The organism is Aquamicrobium terrae (genome assembly GCF_040545735.1).
Lineage (GTDB): Bacteria > Pseudomonadota > Alphaproteobacteria > Rhizobiales > Rhizobiaceae > Mesorhizobium > Mesorhizobium terrae_A.
Genome location: NZ_JBEPML010000004.1, coordinates 1 through 16,840, shown reverse-complemented (window position 1 = coordinate 16,840; position 16,840 = coordinate 1). Strand labels below are relative to the sequence as shown.

The window sequence follows — 16,840 nt, the reverse complement described above, 5'->3', positions numbered from 1 at the left end:
GCCAAGGAAACTCCCGGGCTCCCCATGCCGGCCTATATCCTCAAGCGCCTGATCGCTGTCGTGCCCGTCATGTTCGGCCTGTCCGTCATCGTCTTCCTGGTGATGGCACTGATCCCCGGAGACACGGCGACAGCCATCCTCGGTGCCTATGCCACGCCGGAAAACGTCGAGCGGATCAATCGCGATCTCGGGCTCGACAAGCCCCTTGTCCACCAATATCTGATCTGGATTGGCAATCTGCTGCACGGCGACTTCGGCCGTTCTTTCGCGCTGAACCGACCGGTGCTGGATGAAGTGCTCGAGCGGTTCCAGGCAACGCTGGTGCTGGCCGGCGTGTCCTTGCTGCTGTGCTCGGTCATCGGCCTTTTGGCGGGTATCGTCTCGGCGGTGCGGCAGTTCGGCTGGGCCGACCGCATCATCACCTTCCTTGTGCTGGCCGGCATCTCGGTGCCTTCCTTCTGGCTGGGCCTCCTCCTCATCTATCTCTTCGCCGTCCATTGGCGCCTGCTTCCCGCCTCGGGCATGTATGCCGTCTATGGCGGCGGCACCTTCGAGGACCTCCTCCTGCACCTGATCCTGCCGGCCGCCACGCTTGCCGTCATCGCCGCCGGCGTCATCGCACGGCTGACACGTGGGGCCATGCTGGAGGTTCTGAGACAGGACTATGTCAGGACGGCCCGCGCCAAGGGCCTCCCCGAACGGCGCGTGATCTACGGCCACGCCTTCCGGGCCGCACTGGTCAGCGTCATTCCCGTCATCGGCATCCAGGCCGGTTTCGTGCTCGGCGGCGCCGTCTATATCGAGACGGTATTCCAATGGCCCGGCATCGGCGCAATGCTGGTGAAGGCGATTTCAACGCGTGACATCCTTCTCGTGCAGGGTGGCGTTCTGATCGTGGCGGCGAGCTACGTGCTCTTCAACCTGCTTGCCGACATCGTGCAATCCCTGCTCGATCCAAGGATCCGCACATGAGCGCGCTTGCCGAAACGACGGCCGCCGAGGCAGGCGCTCGGCTCACCTCATGGCAGCTTCTGCTGAACAACCGGCTGGCCACGGCGGGCCTGGTACTGCTCGCGCTGATTGGCCTGCTTGTCATGTTTGTACCCCTGCTTCCCCTGCCCGACCCCGATGCCACCGCACCGGCCATGCGCCTGAAGCCGGTGTTGGAGGCGGGCCACCTGCTGGGAACGGATCAACTCGGCCGCGATATTCTGAGCCGCCTGCTGTGGGGCACCCGCGTCTCCATTGCCGTCGGATTTGCCGCGACCCTGATCGCCGCCATCGTCGGCTCGGTGATCGGCATCGTGGCGGGCTATGCCGGCGGACGCACCGACAACGTCATGATGCGCGGCATCGACATGCTGATGGCCTTTCCCTACATCCTGCTGGCGCTTGCCATCGTCGCGGCCCTGGGGCCGGGACTGATGAATGCGCTCTATGCCATCGCTGTCGTCAACATCCCCTTCTTCGCCCGCAATGTGCGAGGCGTGACGCTCGGTTATGCCCACCGCGAATTCGTCGATGCCGCGCGGCTTTCGGGCAAGGGGCACCTGTCCATCCTCCTGAGCGAGATTCTGCCGAACGTCCTGCCGGTGATCGTCATCACCATGTCGACGACAGCGGGGTGGATGATCCTGGAAACGGCGGGGCTGAGCTTCCTCGGCCTCGGCGCCCAGCCTCCGCAAGCCGACCTCGGCTCGATGCTCGGCGAAGGACGGGCGCAACTCTTCACCGCACCGCATGTTTCGATCGTGCCCGGCGTCATGATCTTCCTGATTGTCATCAGCCTCAACGTCCTCGGCGACGGCATCCGCGACGTGCTGGACCCGCGCCTGCGCTCCGGCGCGCTCGCCCGGCCAGGCCCGGTCACCGAGGTCGCAAGCGACCGCTCAAGGCCGGCGAACGACACACCGGAAGCCTCGCTTTCGATCGAGGGGCTGGAAACCGGCTTCCGGCGCGGGCGAAAGACGGAATTGGCCGTCAGGGGCGTGTCGCTCCATGTCGAGCCCGGCGAATGCCTCGGCCTTATCGGCGAGAGCGGCTCGGGTAAAAGCGTTGCGGCTCTTTCGATCATGGGGCTCGTGGCCTCACCGCCGGGCGTGATCACGAACGGCGCGATCTATCTCGGCAATGAGGAAGTTCTCGCCCTGCCGCAGACCAAGCTGATCGCCAGCCGCGGTCGTCGCGTCGCCTACGTCTTCCAGGACCCGCTGACGACGCTTCATCCGATGTATCCGGTCGGCAGGCAGGTGGAGGAGGCGATTTCCGCACACCAACGGACTGGAGCCGCAGACTGCCGCAAGAAGGCGGTCGAGCTTCTGGACAAGGTCGGCATCCCCGACGCGCGCGAGCGCGCGGCTCATTATCCCCACCAGCTTTCCGGTGGCCAGCGCCAGCGCGTGGGCATCGCCATGGCACTCGCCAATGATCCGGACGTCATCGTCGCCGACGAGCCGACAACCGCCCTCGACGTGACTGTCCAGGCGCGCATTCTGGAGCTGCTGCGCAATCTTCAGCGCGAGCGCGGGATGGCTCTGCTCTTCATTACCCATGACTTCGGGGTGGTTTCGGAAATCTGCGACCGGGTCGCAGTGATGAAGGACGGCGAGATCGTCGAGACGGGAAGTACCGGTGAGATCCTCACCGATCCGCAGCATCCCTATACCAAGCGGCTGATCGCCTGTGTGCCTGAACTCGGCACAGGCGAACGCTTTCTGGACCGGGTTGCCGGAATTTTCGCCGGCCGGCGGGAGGTGGTCCCATGACCGCCGCTGCGATCGAAATCCTCGGCCTCACCAAGACCTTCGGCGGTGGAAGAGGCCTGTTCGGGCAGGCCCGGCACGAGGTGAAGGCCGTCCGTTCGGTTTCGCTCGCCGTCGCGCGCGGCGAAACGCTTGCCGTGGTCGGCGAAAGCGGTTCGGGCAAGAGCACGCTCGCGCGCATGCTCGTCGGCCTGGAAACGCCGACGTCCGGCACCATGCGGATCGGCGGGCGCGACGCCTCGGAATTGCGCCGCGAAGGTCCGCGCGCCTTCGGCAAAATGATCCAGTATGTCTTTCAGGATCCGGTGGCCTCGCTCAACCCGAGAAAGACAATCCACGACATTCTCGACGCGCCCATGCGCTTGCTGTGCGGCTACGAGGCCCCCCGTCGCAGGGCCCGCATGCAGGAACTGCTCGATGCGGTCGAGCTGTCCCAAGATACGCTGTCGCGCTATCCGCACGAGTTTTCCGGCGGCCAGGCGCAACGCATCGCCATTGCTCGGGCACTGGCGGCTGAAGCCGAAATCATGGTGCTCGACGAGCCCGTCAGCGCGCTCGATGTTTCCGTCCAGGCGCAGGTTCTGCTTCTGCTTCGGGACCTGAAGGCGCGCTTCGACCTGTCCTATCTCTTCATCAGCCACGACCTCGCCGTGGTCGAGGCGATATCCGACCGGGTCGCCGTGATGTATCTCGGCGAAGTGGTGGAGACGGCTCCGGCAAGCCGGCTTTTTGCCCATCCCGAACATGCCTATACCCGGCAGCTTGTCGCAAGCGCTCCGCGCATCAGCAGGAAGTGACGACCATGGCCGGTTCAAGGGAAACCAGAAAGTTGGCGGGCGAGGACAGCAAGCGCCTGTTCACGCCCGCCGGCAAGACCAAACGCCGGCCGGAGGCCATCGCCGACCGGATGAAGGAATACATCCGTTCGGAAGGCCTCGCCCCCGGCGACCGACTGCCGCAGGAACTCGTCCTAATCGACCGCTTCAAGGCGGCGAAAGGCACGGTGCGCGAGGCGATGAAGGCGCTTGAGACACAGGGCCTCGTCTTCACACGCAGCGGACCGGGTGGCGGTGCCTTCGTGGCGAAGCCTTCCGCGCAGCACGCGATGGAACTGTTGTCGACGCATTTCTTCTTCGACCAGCCGAGCCTTTCGGACATCTATGCCATCCGCAAGATCCTCGAGCCTGAAGTCGCCGCCCTGCTGGCGGGCCGGGTGACGGGTGAGCAACTCGCATTGCTGGAAAGCACGATCAGGCTCTACGATCATCCGCCCGGCGATCTGGAGGAGCAGTACCGCCAGCGCGTCGCCGAGCTCGATTTCCATTCGCAGCTCGCGCAATTCTGCCCCAACCCGCTGCTCGGTTTCCTCAGCGGCCTGATGCACAATCTTCTGCGCGAACTCCCTGCCGCGCGGCGGATCTATGCCGATGAATCGGCCGTCTCGCGTGAGGAAGGGCTTTCCTTCCAGTATCGCCTCATGGCCGCCCTGAAGGACGGCCGCGCGGAAGATGCCCGCCGTATCGCCGCGGAGCACATGGCCTTTGCCGAGGCCTACATGCTGGCGCGCGCGGAGGCGATCGCAGGGGCCACTACGGCCGATTGATGAGCGCCAGGGAACATAACGGCGCGTATGACATTGTATTTCATAGGCGCAGGGCCGTGGAACTCTCCACGGCCCTGACGTCATACAGGGTACCAACGATGGAGGTTTAGACCCGGTTTATGTGTGGAATTTGTGGAGAAGTCAGGTTCGACGGCGGTTCGCCGTCGGTGGCGGCAGTCTCGATCATGGCGGACGTGCTCGCGCCTCGCGGGCCCGATGCATCGGGAGTGGTAGTGCGCGGGAATGTGGGATTGGGCCATCGACGATTGCAAATCCTCGACCTCTCCGACAAATCGCAACAACCGATGGTCGATCCGGACCTTGGTTTGTCGCTCGTCTTCAACGGCTGCATCTATAACTTTCGCGAGTTGCGGGCCGAGCTGGAGGGCGAGGGCTACCGCTTCTTTTCGGACGGCGATACCGAGGTGATCCTCAAGGCCTGGCATGCTTGGGGCGAGGATTGCGTCTCGCGCTTCCACGGCATGTTCGCCTTCGTCATCCACGAGCGTGATACCGGTCGTCTGGTGATGGCACGCGATCGCTTCGGCATCAAACCGCTTTACCTGGCCGGCATCGAGGGCGGCCTGCGTTTCGCGTCGACCTTGCCGGCGATCGTAAAGACCGGCGGAATCGACACTTCGATCGATCCCGCAGCCCTGCACAACTACATGACGTTTCACGCGGTCGTGCCGCCACCGCGCACCATCCTCAACGGTGTGCGCAAGCTGCCACCGGCAACCATCCGCATCTATGACCGCGACGGCGCTTTCGTGGATCGCCGCTATTGGGACCCGCCCTATGCACGCCGGCCCGGCGATGCCGCCATGACGCGCGAGGAATGGCAGGAGCATCTGCTGGACGCGCTGCGTATCGCCGTCAAGCGCCGCATGATTGCGGACGTACCCGTCGGCGTGCTCCTGTCCGGCGGTGTCGATTCCAGCCTGATCGTCGGCCTGCTCGCCGAAGCCGGCCAGCACGACCTGATGACCTTTTCCGTCGGCTTCGAGGAGGCGAACGGTGAAAAGGGCGACGAGTTCGTCTATTCCGATCTTATCGCCAGTCATTTCGGCACCGATCACCAAAAGATTTTCGTGCCCTCCGCCGGCTTGATGGATGCCCTGCCCGGCACCATCGCCGCCATGTCCGAACCCATGGTTTCCTACGACAATGTCGGCTTCTACCTGCTGTCGAAGGAGGTTTCGAAGCACATCAAGGTCGTGCAGTCGGGTCAGGGCGCCGACGAGGTCTTCGGCGGTTACCACTGGTACCCGCCGCTCATGAACTCCAACGATGTCGTTGCCGACTACGGCAAAGCCTTCCGCGACCGTTCGCACGCGACGCTGGCGACGCAGCTCTCGGACGAGTGGATCGTCGGGCATGATGTCAGCGCGGACCTTTTGAACGAGCATCTGCTGCGCGATGGCGCCGACACACCGGTGGACCAGGCGCTGCGCCTCGACAGCACGATTATGCTGGTGGACGATCCTGTCAAGCGCGTCGACAACATGACCATGGCCTGGGGACTGGAGGCACGGGTGCCCTTCCTCGACCATGAGCTGGTGGAGCTTGCCGCGCGCATCCCGCCGGAAGAGAAATTGCGCGACGGGGGCAAGGGCATCCTCAAGGATGTGGCGCGCAAGGTCGTGCCAAGCGAGGTGATCGACCGCAAGAAGGGCTATTTTCCGGTGCCGCAGCTCAAATACATCGCCGGCCCCTATCTCGATATGATCCGCGATGTCCTCAACTCGGGAAAAGCGCGGGATCGTGGCCTCTTCCGGCAGGACTACCTCCAGCGCCTGTTCGCAAATCCGTCCGACCACATCACGCCTTTGCGGGGTTCGGAGCTGTGGCAGGCCGGGCTTCTGGAAATGTGGCTCCAGGAGCAGGGAGTGTAGGATGACGAAGACAAAAGACAGGACCGCGGCGAGCCACCGCAACAAGGGAACGAAAGCCGTCACCCACCGGCTGACGCGGCTCAGAACCCGCGCCCAGCCGGGACGGCAGACGGGCCGGCCCGAGCCTTCCGCCAAACCGGGGAAGAACGTGGTGCTGGATTGCGGCTGGGGCCGCCTCCTCTTCGCCCAGACCTTTGCCGGCGACGAGGCATTGCTTTCGGAATTGAGAAAGGAAGCGCCGTCCAGTCGCGACATCGCCTTCTATGTACGCGATCCGCATGTGCTGCTCACTCACGCACCCCAGGAAATCTTCCTCGACCCCTCGCATACCTATCGGCTGGACCTTTCGACCTATCGGCCCCAAACGCGCCGCACACGCGGTATCACCATTCGCCGGCTCGCCAGCGAGGCCGATGGCGAGGGCATCAACCATGTGTATGCCGCCTGCGGCATGGTACAGATCCGGTCGGACTTCCTTTCTTCCGAGCGCGACAACCGGTCCATCACCTATTTTCTGGCTCAGGATGACGCGACGGGCGAAATCGTTGGCACGGTCACGGGGATCGATCACCAGCGGCTGTTCGGCGATCCGGAGTGCGGCGCCTCGCTCTGGTGCCTTGCCGTGCATCCGCAGGCTCGCCAGCCCGGTATTGGCGAGAAACTGGTGCGCAAGCTGGCCGAGCATTTCCAGGCGCGCGGCCTTTCGCACATCGATCTGTCGGTCCTGCACGACAATGCGCTTGCGATCAAACTCTACGAAAAGCTCAAATTCCGCCGTATGCCGCTTTTTGCGGTCAAGCGAAAGAACGCCATCAACGAGAAGTTCTTCGCGATACCCCACCAGTCCTATGATGCGCTCAACCCCTATGCGCGGCTGATCGTCGACGAAGCGACGCGGCGCGGCATCCATGTCGAGATCACCGATGCCGAGGGCGGCTTCTTTCGCCTGTCCTATGGGGGGCGGTCGATCCATTGCCGCGAAAGTCTTTCGGAACTGACCTCGGGTGTCGCCATGTCGATCTGCGACGACAAGGCCATCACCCGCCGGGTCGTTTCCGCGGCAGGCCTCAGCGTTCCCGACCAGATCGAGGCGGGCGAGGACCGCAAGGCCCTTGCGACCTTCCTCGCCAGGCATGGCAAGGTTGTGGTCAAACCGGCACGCGGCGAGCAGGGTCGCGGCATTTCGGTCGGCATCACGACGATGGAGGCACTGGAAGAAGCGATTGCCACGGCTCGCCAGGTCTGCGAGCGGGTACTGCTGGAAGCCTGCTTCACCGGCACCGATCTGCGGCTGGTGATCATCGGCTACAAGCTTGTCGCCGCCGCCGTGCGCTGCCCTCCCCGCGTGATCGGCGACGGTGCCACCGACATTCGCGGCCTCATCAAGCTGCAATCGCGCCGGCGTTCGGCGGCGACCGGTGGAGAAAGCCGCATTCCGCTCGATGCGGAAACGGACCGTTGCCTTGCCGAGCAGGGACTCGACCTCGACACGGTGCTGGAGGAAGGCCGCGAAATCACCGTGCGCAAAGCGGCCAACCTTCACACCGGCGGATCGATCCACGACGTTACGGCCAGCGTGCATCCGGCGCTCGTGGAAGCCGCCTGCACCGCCGCGAACGCGATAGACATCCCCGTTGTCGGCATAGACCTCATGGTCAGGGATCCGGCCCAGCCGGACTATGTCTTCATCGAGGCCAACGAACGTCCGGGCCTGGCGAACCATGAGCCGCAGCCGACTGCCGAGAGCTTTGTCGAGTTGCTCTTTCCGGGCAGCCGCAGCGACAGAAGAAATTGAACTGTGCCGGCAAGCCGGAAGCTTCCGACACGTACCGTTCCCGCGACGGCTCTGACCCAAATCAGCCGCAACCGGCCGGTTCATATATGAAAATACTATGAGGGCCGGCGGCGGCCTCTCTCGAAAATATATGCCGTTCCCATCAATTTCCCGGGGCTGAACACAGCTCATACGTTGCCCTGCCGGGACAGCGCATGAGCCCCGGAGAACGGCTCAATGCTCGATATCACCATGCTGGCCATCGGCCTCGGCTTCTTTGTCCTGTCGATCCTCTACGGCGTCGGCAGTGAACGGCTGTGAGGGGAAACACCATGATCCTCGACTATGCGACGGGCGGCCTCGTGGCCGCGTTCATCCTCGCCTACCTCGTCTATGCCCTTATCCGCCCCGAACGTTTCTGAGGCCATCATGACCTTCAATGGCTGGATCCAGATTGCACTCTTCTGCGCCATCGTGGTGGCGCTGGCACGGCCGCTCGGCGGCTATATCGCGCGGGTGATGGAAGGCGAGCGCACCTTGCTGGCACCGCTGCTCGGGCCCGTCGAAAGGCTTCTCTATGCGGGTGCCGGCGTGAACCAGCGGCGCGAGCAGCACTGGCTCGCCTATACGGTGGCGATGCTCGCCTTCAACGCGGCTGGCTTCGTGTTTCTGTTCGCGCTGCAAAGGGTGCAGGGCCTGCTGCCGGGCAACCCCATGCAGATGGGGGCCGTCGCCCCCGATTCCGCCTTCAACACCGCCGTCAGCTTCGTCACCAACACCAACTGGCAGGGCTATGGCGGCGAAAGCACCATGGGCTACCTCATCCAGATGGCCGGCCTGACGGTGCAGAACTTCGTCTCTGCCGCCACGGGCATCGCGGTCGCCATGGCCCTGATCCGCGGCTTCTCGCGCGCCTCGGCGCAAACGGTCGGCAATTTCTGGGCCGACCTGACCCGCGCCACGCTCTACATTCTGCTGCCGCTGTCCATCCTGTGCGCCCTGTTCTACGTCAGCCAGGGCGTCACCCAGACGCTCGGCGCCTATATCGAGGCGACCACGCTGGAAGGCGCAAAGCAGACCATCGCGGTCGGCCCCACCGCCTCGCAACTGGCGATCAAGATGCTCGGCACCAATGGCGGCGGCTTCTTCAACGCCAATTCGGCGCATCCCTTCGAGAACCCGACGGCGCTCACCAACCTCGTCCAGATGGTGTCGATCTTCGCCATCGGCGCCGCCCTCACCAACGTCTTCGGCCGTATGGTCGGCGACGAGCGGCAGGGTTGGGCGATCTTCGCGGCCATGGGCGTGCTGTTCCTCGCTGGCGTCGCAGTGGCCTACTGGGCCGAGGCCAACGGCAATCCGGCCTTCGCCGCGCTCGGCATCGAAGGCGGCAACATGGAGGGCAAGGAGGTGCGCTTCGGCATCGCCATGTCGGCCCTGTTCGCGGTCGTGACCACCGCCGCCTCGTGCGGCGCGGTCAACGCCATGCTGGACAGCTTCATGCCCCTCGGCGGCCTCGTCCCGCTGGTCAACATGCAGCTTGGCGAGGTCATCATCGGCGGCGTCGGGGCGGGTCTCTACGGCATGCTTTTGTTCGTCATCCTGGCCATCTTCATCGCCGGCCTGATGGTGGGCCGCACGCCCGAATATGTCGGCAAGAAAATCGAGGCCAAGGAGGTCAAGATGACGATGCTGGCCGTGCTGTCGCTGCCGCTCGCCATTCTCGGCTTCACCGCCCTCGCCATCGTGCTACCCAGCGGGCTCGCCTCGCTCGCCAATGCCGGCCCGCATGGCTATTCGGAGGTCCTCTACGCCTACACGTCCGGTGCGGCCAACAATGGCAGCGCGTTCGCCGGCCTGTCCGCCAACACGCCCTGGTACAACGTGACCATCGGCCTGGCGATGCTGATGGGCCGCTTCCTGGTCATCGTGCCGGTGATGGCGATCGCCGGCTCGCTGGCGACGAAGAAGACCGTGCCGGCCTCGATCGGCACATTCCCCACCGATGGCGGATTGTTCGTCGGCCTGCTTGTCGGCGTCGTGCTGATCGTCGGCGGCCTGACCTATTTCCCGGCGCTCGCCGTCGGCCCCGTGGTGGAGCATTTCGCCATGCTCGCCGGGCAGTCCTTCTAGGCGTGGCGCTACAGGAGACCATCATGGCAAAGCCCGCAGACATCAGCGTTTTCGACCCCGACATCATCTGGCCGGCCATGCGCTCGGCCTTCGCCAAGCTCCATCCCCGGTCGCAGATCCGCAACCCGGTCATGTTCGTCGTGGAGGTGGTGGCGGCGCTGACCACGCTGATCTTCGTCCGCGACTTCCTGACCGGCGGCGCACAGCTCGGCTTCTCCTTCCAGATCATCGTCTGGCTCTGGTTCACGCTGCTGTTCGCCAATTTCGCGGAAGCGGTCGCCGAGGGCCGTGGCAAGGCCCAGGCCGACGCCCTGCGCCAAACCCGCACCCAGACCGACGCCAAGCGCCTCGCCCCCGATGAATCGACCTACGAGCTGGTGCCGGCCACCAGCCTCAAGGTCGACGACGTGGTCGTGGTCGAAGCGGGCGACATCATCCCCTCCGACGGTGAGGTGATCGAGGGCGTCGCTTCGGTCAACGAGGCGGCGATCACCGGCGAGTCGGCGCCCGTCATCCGCGAATCCGGCGGCGACCGCTCAGCCGTCACCGGCGGCACCCAGGTGCTGTCCGACCAGATCAAGGTGCGCATCACCGCCGCCGCCGGCTCCACCTTCCTCGACCGCATGATTGCGCTGGTGGAAGGGGCGCAGCGCCAGAAGACGCCCAACGAGATCGCGCTCAACATCCTGCTTGCCGGCATGACCATCATCTTCGTGCTGGCGGTGGCGACCATTCCGAGTTTCGCCACCTATGCCGGCGGCTCGATCCCGGTCGTGGCGCTGGTGGCGCTGTTCGTGACCCTGATCCCGACCACCATCGGGGCCCTGCTGTCGGCGATCGGCATCGCCGGCATGGACCGGCTGGTGCGCTTCAATGTACTGGCCATGTCGGGCCGCGCGGTGGAGGCCGCCGGCGACGTCGACACGCTGCTGCTCGACAAGACCGGCACCATCACCCTCGGCAACCGCCAGGCAACGGAGTTACTGCCGCTGGCGGGCGTTGGCGAGCAGGAGCTTGCCGACGCCGCGCAGCTCTCCTCGCTGGCCGACGAGACGCCGGAAGGCCGCTCGATCGTCGTGCTCGCCAAGGAGAAATATGGCATCAGGGGGCGCGACATGGGCCAGTTGCACGCCCAGTTCGTGCCGTTCACGGCGCAGACGCGCATGAGCGGGGTCGACATCGAGGGCAGCTCCATCCGCAAGGGCGCGGTCGATGCCATGCTCGCCCATCTCGATACGGCGAGCGGTCGGACCGGCAAGGCACGCGATTCCTCACGCGAGCTCCAAAAGATCGCCGAAGGCGTGGCCAAGTCCGGCGGCACGCCGCTGGCGGTGGCGCGCGACGGCCGGCTGCTCGGCATCGTTCACCTGAAGGATATCGTCAAGGGCGGCATCCGCGAACGCTTCGCCGCCTTGCGCCAGATGGGCATCCGCACGGTGATGATCACCGGCGACAATCCGATGACCGCGGCCGCCATCGCCGCCGAAGCCGGCGTCGACGACTTCCTCGCCCAGGCGACACCGGAAAACAAGCTCGACCTGATCCGCGCCGAGCAGGCCAAGGGCAAGCTGGTGGCGATGTGCGGCGACGGCACCAACGACGCCCCGGCGCTCGCCCAGGCCGATGTCGGCGTCGCGATGAACACCGGCACCGTGGCCGCGCGTGAAGCAGGCAATATGGTGGATCTGGACTCCGACCCGACCAAGCTGATCGAGGTGGTGGAGATCGGCAAGCAGCTTTTGATGACGCGCGGCTCGCTGACCACCTTCTCCATCGCCAACGACGTCGCGAAATACTTCGCCATCATCCCTGCGATGTTCGTGGCGTTCTATCCGCAGCTCCAGGCGCTCAACGTCACGCGCCTCGGCTCGCCTGAAAGCGCCATCCTGTCGGCCATCATCTTCAACGCGCTGATCATCGTCGCGCTGATCCCGTTGGCCCTGAGGGGCGTCAAGTACCGTGCCATCGGCGCCGGCGCGCTGCTGCGGCGCAACCTCCTCGTCTATGGCCTCGGCGGCGTCTTGATTCCCTTCGTCGGCATCAAGGCGATCGACATTTCGCTGAACGCCGCCGGCCTCGTTTGAAGGACAATCGACATGCTTGCCCATATCCGTCCCGCCCTGTTCATGATCGTGGCATTCACCGTGATCACCGGCCTCCTCTATCCGCTCGCCGTCACCGGCCTGGCGCAGGCGGTGTTCCCCGCCCGGGCCGACGGAAGCCTGATCGAGCGCGATGGCCGCATCGTCGGCTCGACGCTGATCGGCCAGAACTTCTCCGGCGAGGGCTACTTCCGCCCCCGCCCCTCGGCTGCCGGCGACGGCTACGACGCGGCCCTTTCCGGCGGTTCCAATCTCGGCCCGACGAGCGCAAAGCTGATCGCACGGGTGAAGGCGGATGCCGAGACACTGGCGGGGCAAAATCCGGCCGCACCGGTACCGGTCGATCTCGTGACGAACTCCGGCAGCGGGCTCGACCCGCACCTGACGCCGCAGGCGGCGCTGTTCCAGGTGCCCCGGATCGCCAGGGCGCGTGGGCTTCCCGAAGACGCCGTGCGCGCAGTGGTGGAGGCCGGCACGGAGCCACGCTGGCTCGGGCTGATCGGGGAACCCGTGGTGAATGTGCTTCAGCTCAATCTGGCACTGGACGCGACAGGGACTAAGTAAGGGGGGAGCGTGCCCCTCGATCTTGCCGAATCGTGGAGCGGCGAGGATTCTGGCGCGGCATGGCCGCTTTTGGCCCGGACGATGAGACGGTGAACGGACCCGAAATGCCAGACCAGAACGGCCAGGACAGGCGTCCCGATCCGGTGGCCTTGCTCATGGAGGCGGCGAAGGAAACACGCGGCCACCTGAAGGTGTTCCTTGGCGCCGCGCCTGGCGTCGGCAAGACATATGAGATGCTGCTGAGTGCCGCCGCCCAGCGCCGCGCCGGTGTCGATGTCGTCATCGGCCTGATTGAAACGCATGGGCGCGCCGAAACCGAAGCACTTGTGCACGGCTTCGAGATCGTCCCGCTCAGGCAGGTCCACTATAACGGCCGGCATCTGGAGGAAATGGACCTCGACGCCATACTGGCGCGCAAGCCGGCGCTGGTTCTGGTCGACGAGCTGGCGCATACGAATGCGCCGGGAAGCCGGCATCCGAAGCGCTATCAGGACGTCGAGGACCTGCTTGCCGCGGGCATCGACGTCTATACGGCCGTCAACATCCAGCATCTGGAAAGCCTCAACGACGTCGTCCAGCAGATCACCCGCATCCGCGTGCGCGAGACCGTGCCCGACGCCTTCCTCGACCGCGCCGACGAGATCGAGGTCATCGACCTTACGCCAACCGACCTGATCCAGCGGCTGAGAGAGGGCAAGGTTTACGTCCCGAAAACGGCCGAGCGCGCGCTGTCCCACTATTTCTCGCCCGGCAATCTGACGGCGTTGCGGGAGCTGGCGCTGCGCCGCACCGCGCAACGGGTCGACCAGCAGTTGCTCACCCATATGCAGGCGCACGCGATCTCCGGCCCGTGGTCGGCCGGCGACCGCGTTCTGGTCGTCGTCAACGAGCATCCCAAGGCGGCCGCGCTCGTGCGCTATGCGCGGCGGATGGCGGAACGGCTGCGTGCGCCCTGGACTGCGCTCTATGTCGAGACGCCGCGCGCGCTGCGGCTTGGCGAGGCGGCACGCGACCGCATCGCAGCGGCCCTGCGCATGACCGAGCGGCTGGGTGGCGAGGCGGTGACGGTACCCGGCCGCGAACTCGCCGGAGAAATTCTCGACTATGCGGCAAAGAACAATTTCAGCCACATCGTCATCGGCCGCAGCGAACGCTCGCGCCTGCACGAACTGCTTTTCGGCTCGATCACCTACGAGATCGTGCGGCAGGCGGGCAACGTCGCCGTTCATGTCGTCACCGGCGACGAACGGGATACGCCGACGGCCAAGAGTGTCGATACGCGCCCGGCCACGGCACCGTTCGAGGTGCGGCCCTATCTGGTCAGCGCCGGGCTGGTCGCCGTCGCGCTCGGCTGCGGTGAAGTGCTCGACCGTTTCCTCGACGTGCAAAACGTCGCGCTGGTCTTCCTCACCGCCGTGCTGATCAGCGCCGTCGTCTTCGGCCTGGGTGCTGCGTTGTTCGCCAGTCTGCTCAGCGTGCTTGCCTTCAACCTGTTCTTCCTGCCTCCCTATTACAGCGTCACCATCGCTGACCCCGAGAACGTGGTGGCGCTGTTCTTCTTCCTGGTTGTGGCCCTGGTCGCCTCCAACCTGACGGCCAGCGTACGCGCGCAGGCCATGGTGGCCCGCCAGCGCGCCCGGACCACTGAGGACCTGTATCTCTTCAGCCGCAAGCTGGCCGGCATCGCTTCGATGGATGACCTGCTGTGGGCGATTTCCTCCCAGGTGGCCTCCATGCTCAAGGTCAGGGTCGTGCTCTTTCTGCCGGAGAACGGATCTCTAGAATTGAAGACCGCATGGCCACCCGAAGACGTCGCCGAGGAGGCCGACCTGGCGGCCGCGAAATGGTCGTGGGAAAGCAACCGGCCGGCTGGACGCGGCGCCGACACCCTGCCGGGAGCCCGACGCCTGTTCCTGCCGATGCGAACGGGGCGTGGCCCGGTCGCGGTTGTCGGCATCGACAGCGACAAGCAGGGCCCGATCCTGACGCCGGACGAGCAGCGCTTGCTCGATGCCCTGTCGGATCAGGCGGCCCTGGCCATCGAGCGCATCAATCTGTCGGAGGAATTCGACAAGGCGCAGCGGGCTGCCGAACGCGACCGCCTGCAGGCGGCGTTGCTCACCTCCATCTCGCATGACCTGAGGACACCGCTCGCCTCCATCCTCGGGGCCGCGGACGGTCTGGCGGCGCTGCCAGAGCTGACGCCGGATGATCGCAAGGCGCTGCTTTCCACCATTCAGGAGGAGGCGGAGCGGCTGAACCGCTTCATCGCCAACCTGCTCGACATGACCAAGCTGGAATCGGGCGCGCTGATGCCCAACATGGGGTTGGTGGACGTGAGCGAGGTGGTTGGCAGCACGCTGCGGCGGGCGGAACGAATTCTGGCCGACCACCGGGTCGAGACGGAGCTGGCGCCAGACCTGCCCATGGTGAGGCTCGACCCTGTCCTGTTCGAGCAGGTTCTGTTCAACCTTCTCGACAATGCGTCCAAATACGCCCCGGCTGGAACGGCGATCCGCGTCGCGGGCAGGCGCGAGGGAATGTCGGTTCGTCTCCAGGTGCTGGACGAAGGGCCCGGCATTCCGCAACCGGAACTGGGCCGCGTCTTCGACAAGTTCTATCGCGTGCGCAAATCGGACAGCCAGCGCGCCGGCACCGGGCTTGGCCTTGCCATCTGCCGCGGCTTCGTCGAAGCCATGGGCGGGACGATCGAGGCGGGCAACAGGGTTGTCGGTCACGGCGCCGTCTTCACCGTTACCCTGCCGGTGCCGGACGCCGTCAAACCGGAGACCGCGCCATGAACGCGAATGCCCCCACGATCCTGATCGTCGACGACGAACCGCCGATCCGCAGGCTGTTGCGCACCAGCGTGGGTTCGCAAGGCTTTCAGGTGATTGAAGCTGGCGATGGACGCAGCGCGCTCGCCGACGTGGAGCGCGCCCGCCCCGACCTGGTCATCCTCGATCTTGGCCTGCCCGATATGGACGGGCTGGAGGTGATCCGCGCCCTGCGGGATGGCGGCAACGCCGTGCCGATCCTGGTGCTGTCGAGTCGCGCCGACGAGAAGGGCAAGGTCGAGGCCCTCGATCTGGGTGCCGACGACTATGTAACGAAGCCGTTCGGCACGGCGGAGCTTTTCGCCCGCATCCGGGCAGCGCTGAGGCACCGGCTGCAACAGCAAGGTGAACAGCCGGTCTTCCGCAGCGGCGATCTCGAGGTGGATCTGGTGCGTCGCATCGTGCGCCTGCGCGGCGACGAGGTGAAGCTCACGCCGAAGGAGTACGATATCCTGCGCATGCTGGTCGCCCATGCCGGCAAAGTGCTCACCCATCGCATGCTGATGAACGAGATCTGGGGCGGCGAAACGGATGTGCAGTATCTGCGCATCTACGTCCGCCAGCTTCGTCAGAAGATCGAGGCCAACCCCGAGCAGCCGCGCCATATCCTGACGGAGACGGGCATCGGCTACAGGCTCAGAATGGATTGACCCCCGTAAGATGCGACTAAAGATCCTCCGGATGCGCACGGCCGACGACCTTCAACGGCGCCGGCATCGAGCAGGCGAGCGCAATCTGGCGGACAGGGAAAGACTTTGGCCAGGGACCGAAGCTGTCCTGGTCCCTATTCCTTTGGAAGCGCATAAGCGATCACGTAGTCACCGCGGTCAGGGGATTGGCGGGCGCCGCCAGCCGAAACCACCACGAACTGGCAGCCGCTAGAGCGCATCCGGGGATTGATGAATCGATTGTGATGTGACGCGTTGGCTTCCTGCTGATTCAACGTTGACCTTGATGGAGGTGAACGATGGCGAGAGCGCTCAGTGAGGATCTTCGGTTACGTGTTTTGAAGGCGTCGGATGAAGGCATGTCGGCGCGGCAAGCAGCAGCCCGGTTTGGTGTCGGGGTATCGAGTGCGATCCGGTGGATCGCACGGGCCAAGATCGGCGAGTTGACACCGCGGCCGCAAGGGCGACGGCGCGGCTCGCGCCTCGACGGATTTGCGGACTT

General features: G+C 65.1%; 13 protein-coding genes. All 13 read left to right on the top strand.

Translation table 11 applies throughout. The features are described 5' to 3' along the window. Positions 1-24 precede the first annotated feature (24 nt). Entirely contained in the window at positions 25-972 is a 948-nt protein-coding gene (locus ABID37_RS07200; protein WP_354193578.1) for an ABC transporter permease, read from the top strand. Then, positions 969-2,765 (top strand): dipeptide/oligopeptide/nickel ABC transporter permease/ATP-binding protein, encoded by a 1,797-nt coding sequence (locus ABID37_RS07195; protein WP_354193577.1) that lies wholly within the window; start codon positions 969-971, stop codon positions 2,763-2,765. The genes ABID37_RS07200 and ABID37_RS07195 overlap by 4 nt, the downstream gene beginning before the upstream one ends. Then, positions 2,762-3,559 (top strand): ATP-binding cassette domain-containing protein, encoded by a 798-nt coding sequence (locus tag ABID37_RS07190; protein ID WP_354193576.1) that lies wholly within the window; start codon positions 2,762-2,764, stop codon positions 3,557-3,559. Before ABID37_RS07195 ends, ABID37_RS07190 begins: the two co-directional genes overlap by 4 nt. A gap of 5 nt (positions 3,560-3,564) precedes the next feature. Continuing rightward, a complete protein-coding gene (locus tag ABID37_RS07185) occupies positions 3,565-4,365 on the top strand; it encodes a FadR/GntR family transcriptional regulator (RefSeq protein ID WP_354193575.1) in 801 nt (266 codons plus the stop codon). Positions 4,366-4,484: 119 nt separating this feature from the next. Further along, positions 4,485-6,260 carry an N-acetylglutaminylglutamine amidotransferase gene (locus ABID37_RS07180; protein ID WP_354193574.1) on the top strand — a complete coding sequence of 592 codons (1,776 nt, stop codon included), beginning with the start codon at positions 4,485-4,487 and terminating at the stop codon, positions 6,258-6,260. A 1-nt stretch (position 6,261) separates the two neighbouring features. Further along, the gene (ngg, locus tag ABID37_RS07175) at positions 6,262-8,055 is read left to right on the top strand and encodes an N-acetylglutaminylglutamine synthetase (RefSeq protein ID WP_354193573.1); all 1,794 of its coding nucleotides are present in this window, start codon (positions 6,262-6,264) and stop codon (positions 8,053-8,055) included. A gap of 311 nt (positions 8,056-8,366) precedes the next feature. Then, positions 8,367-8,456 (top strand): K(+)-transporting ATPase subunit F, encoded by a 90-nt coding sequence (gene kdpF / locus ABID37_RS07170; RefSeq protein WP_354193572.1) that lies wholly within the window; start codon positions 8,367-8,369, stop codon positions 8,454-8,456. 7 nt (positions 8,457-8,463) lie between these two features. After that, a complete protein-coding gene (gene kdpA / locus ABID37_RS07165) occupies positions 8,464-10,167 on the top strand; it encodes a potassium-transporting ATPase subunit KdpA (protein WP_354193571.1) in 1,704 nt (567 codons plus the stop codon). Between the two features lie 23 nt (positions 10,168-10,190). After that, entirely contained in the window at positions 10,191-12,251 is a 2,061-nt protein-coding gene (gene kdpB, locus ABID37_RS07160; RefSeq protein WP_354193570.1) for a potassium-transporting ATPase subunit KdpB, read from the top strand. 12 nt (positions 12,252-12,263) lie between these two features. Beyond that, the gene (kdpC, locus tag ABID37_RS07155) at positions 12,264-12,833 is read left to right on the top strand and encodes a potassium-transporting ATPase subunit KdpC (protein ID WP_354193569.1); all 570 of its coding nucleotides are present in this window, start codon (positions 12,264-12,266) and stop codon (positions 12,831-12,833) included. A 104-nt stretch (positions 12,834-12,937) separates the two neighbouring features. Then, positions 12,938-15,634: a DUF4118 domain-containing protein gene (locus ABID37_RS07150; RefSeq protein WP_354193866.1), complete on the top strand. Its 2,697-nt coding sequence runs from the start codon at positions 12,938-12,940 to the stop codon at positions 15,632-15,634. Continuing rightward, on the top strand, positions 15,631-16,320 hold the full coding sequence (locus ABID37_RS07145) for a response regulator (RefSeq protein WP_354193568.1): 690 nt from the start codon (positions 15,631-15,633) through the stop codon (positions 16,318-16,320). Before ABID37_RS07150 ends, ABID37_RS07145 begins: the two co-directional genes overlap by 4 nt. A gap of 317 nt (positions 16,321-16,637) precedes the next feature. Further along, on the top strand, positions 16,638-16,840 hold a 203-nt coding region (locus ABID37_RS07140), incomplete at its 3' end, for a helix-turn-helix domain-containing protein (RefSeq protein WP_354193567.1).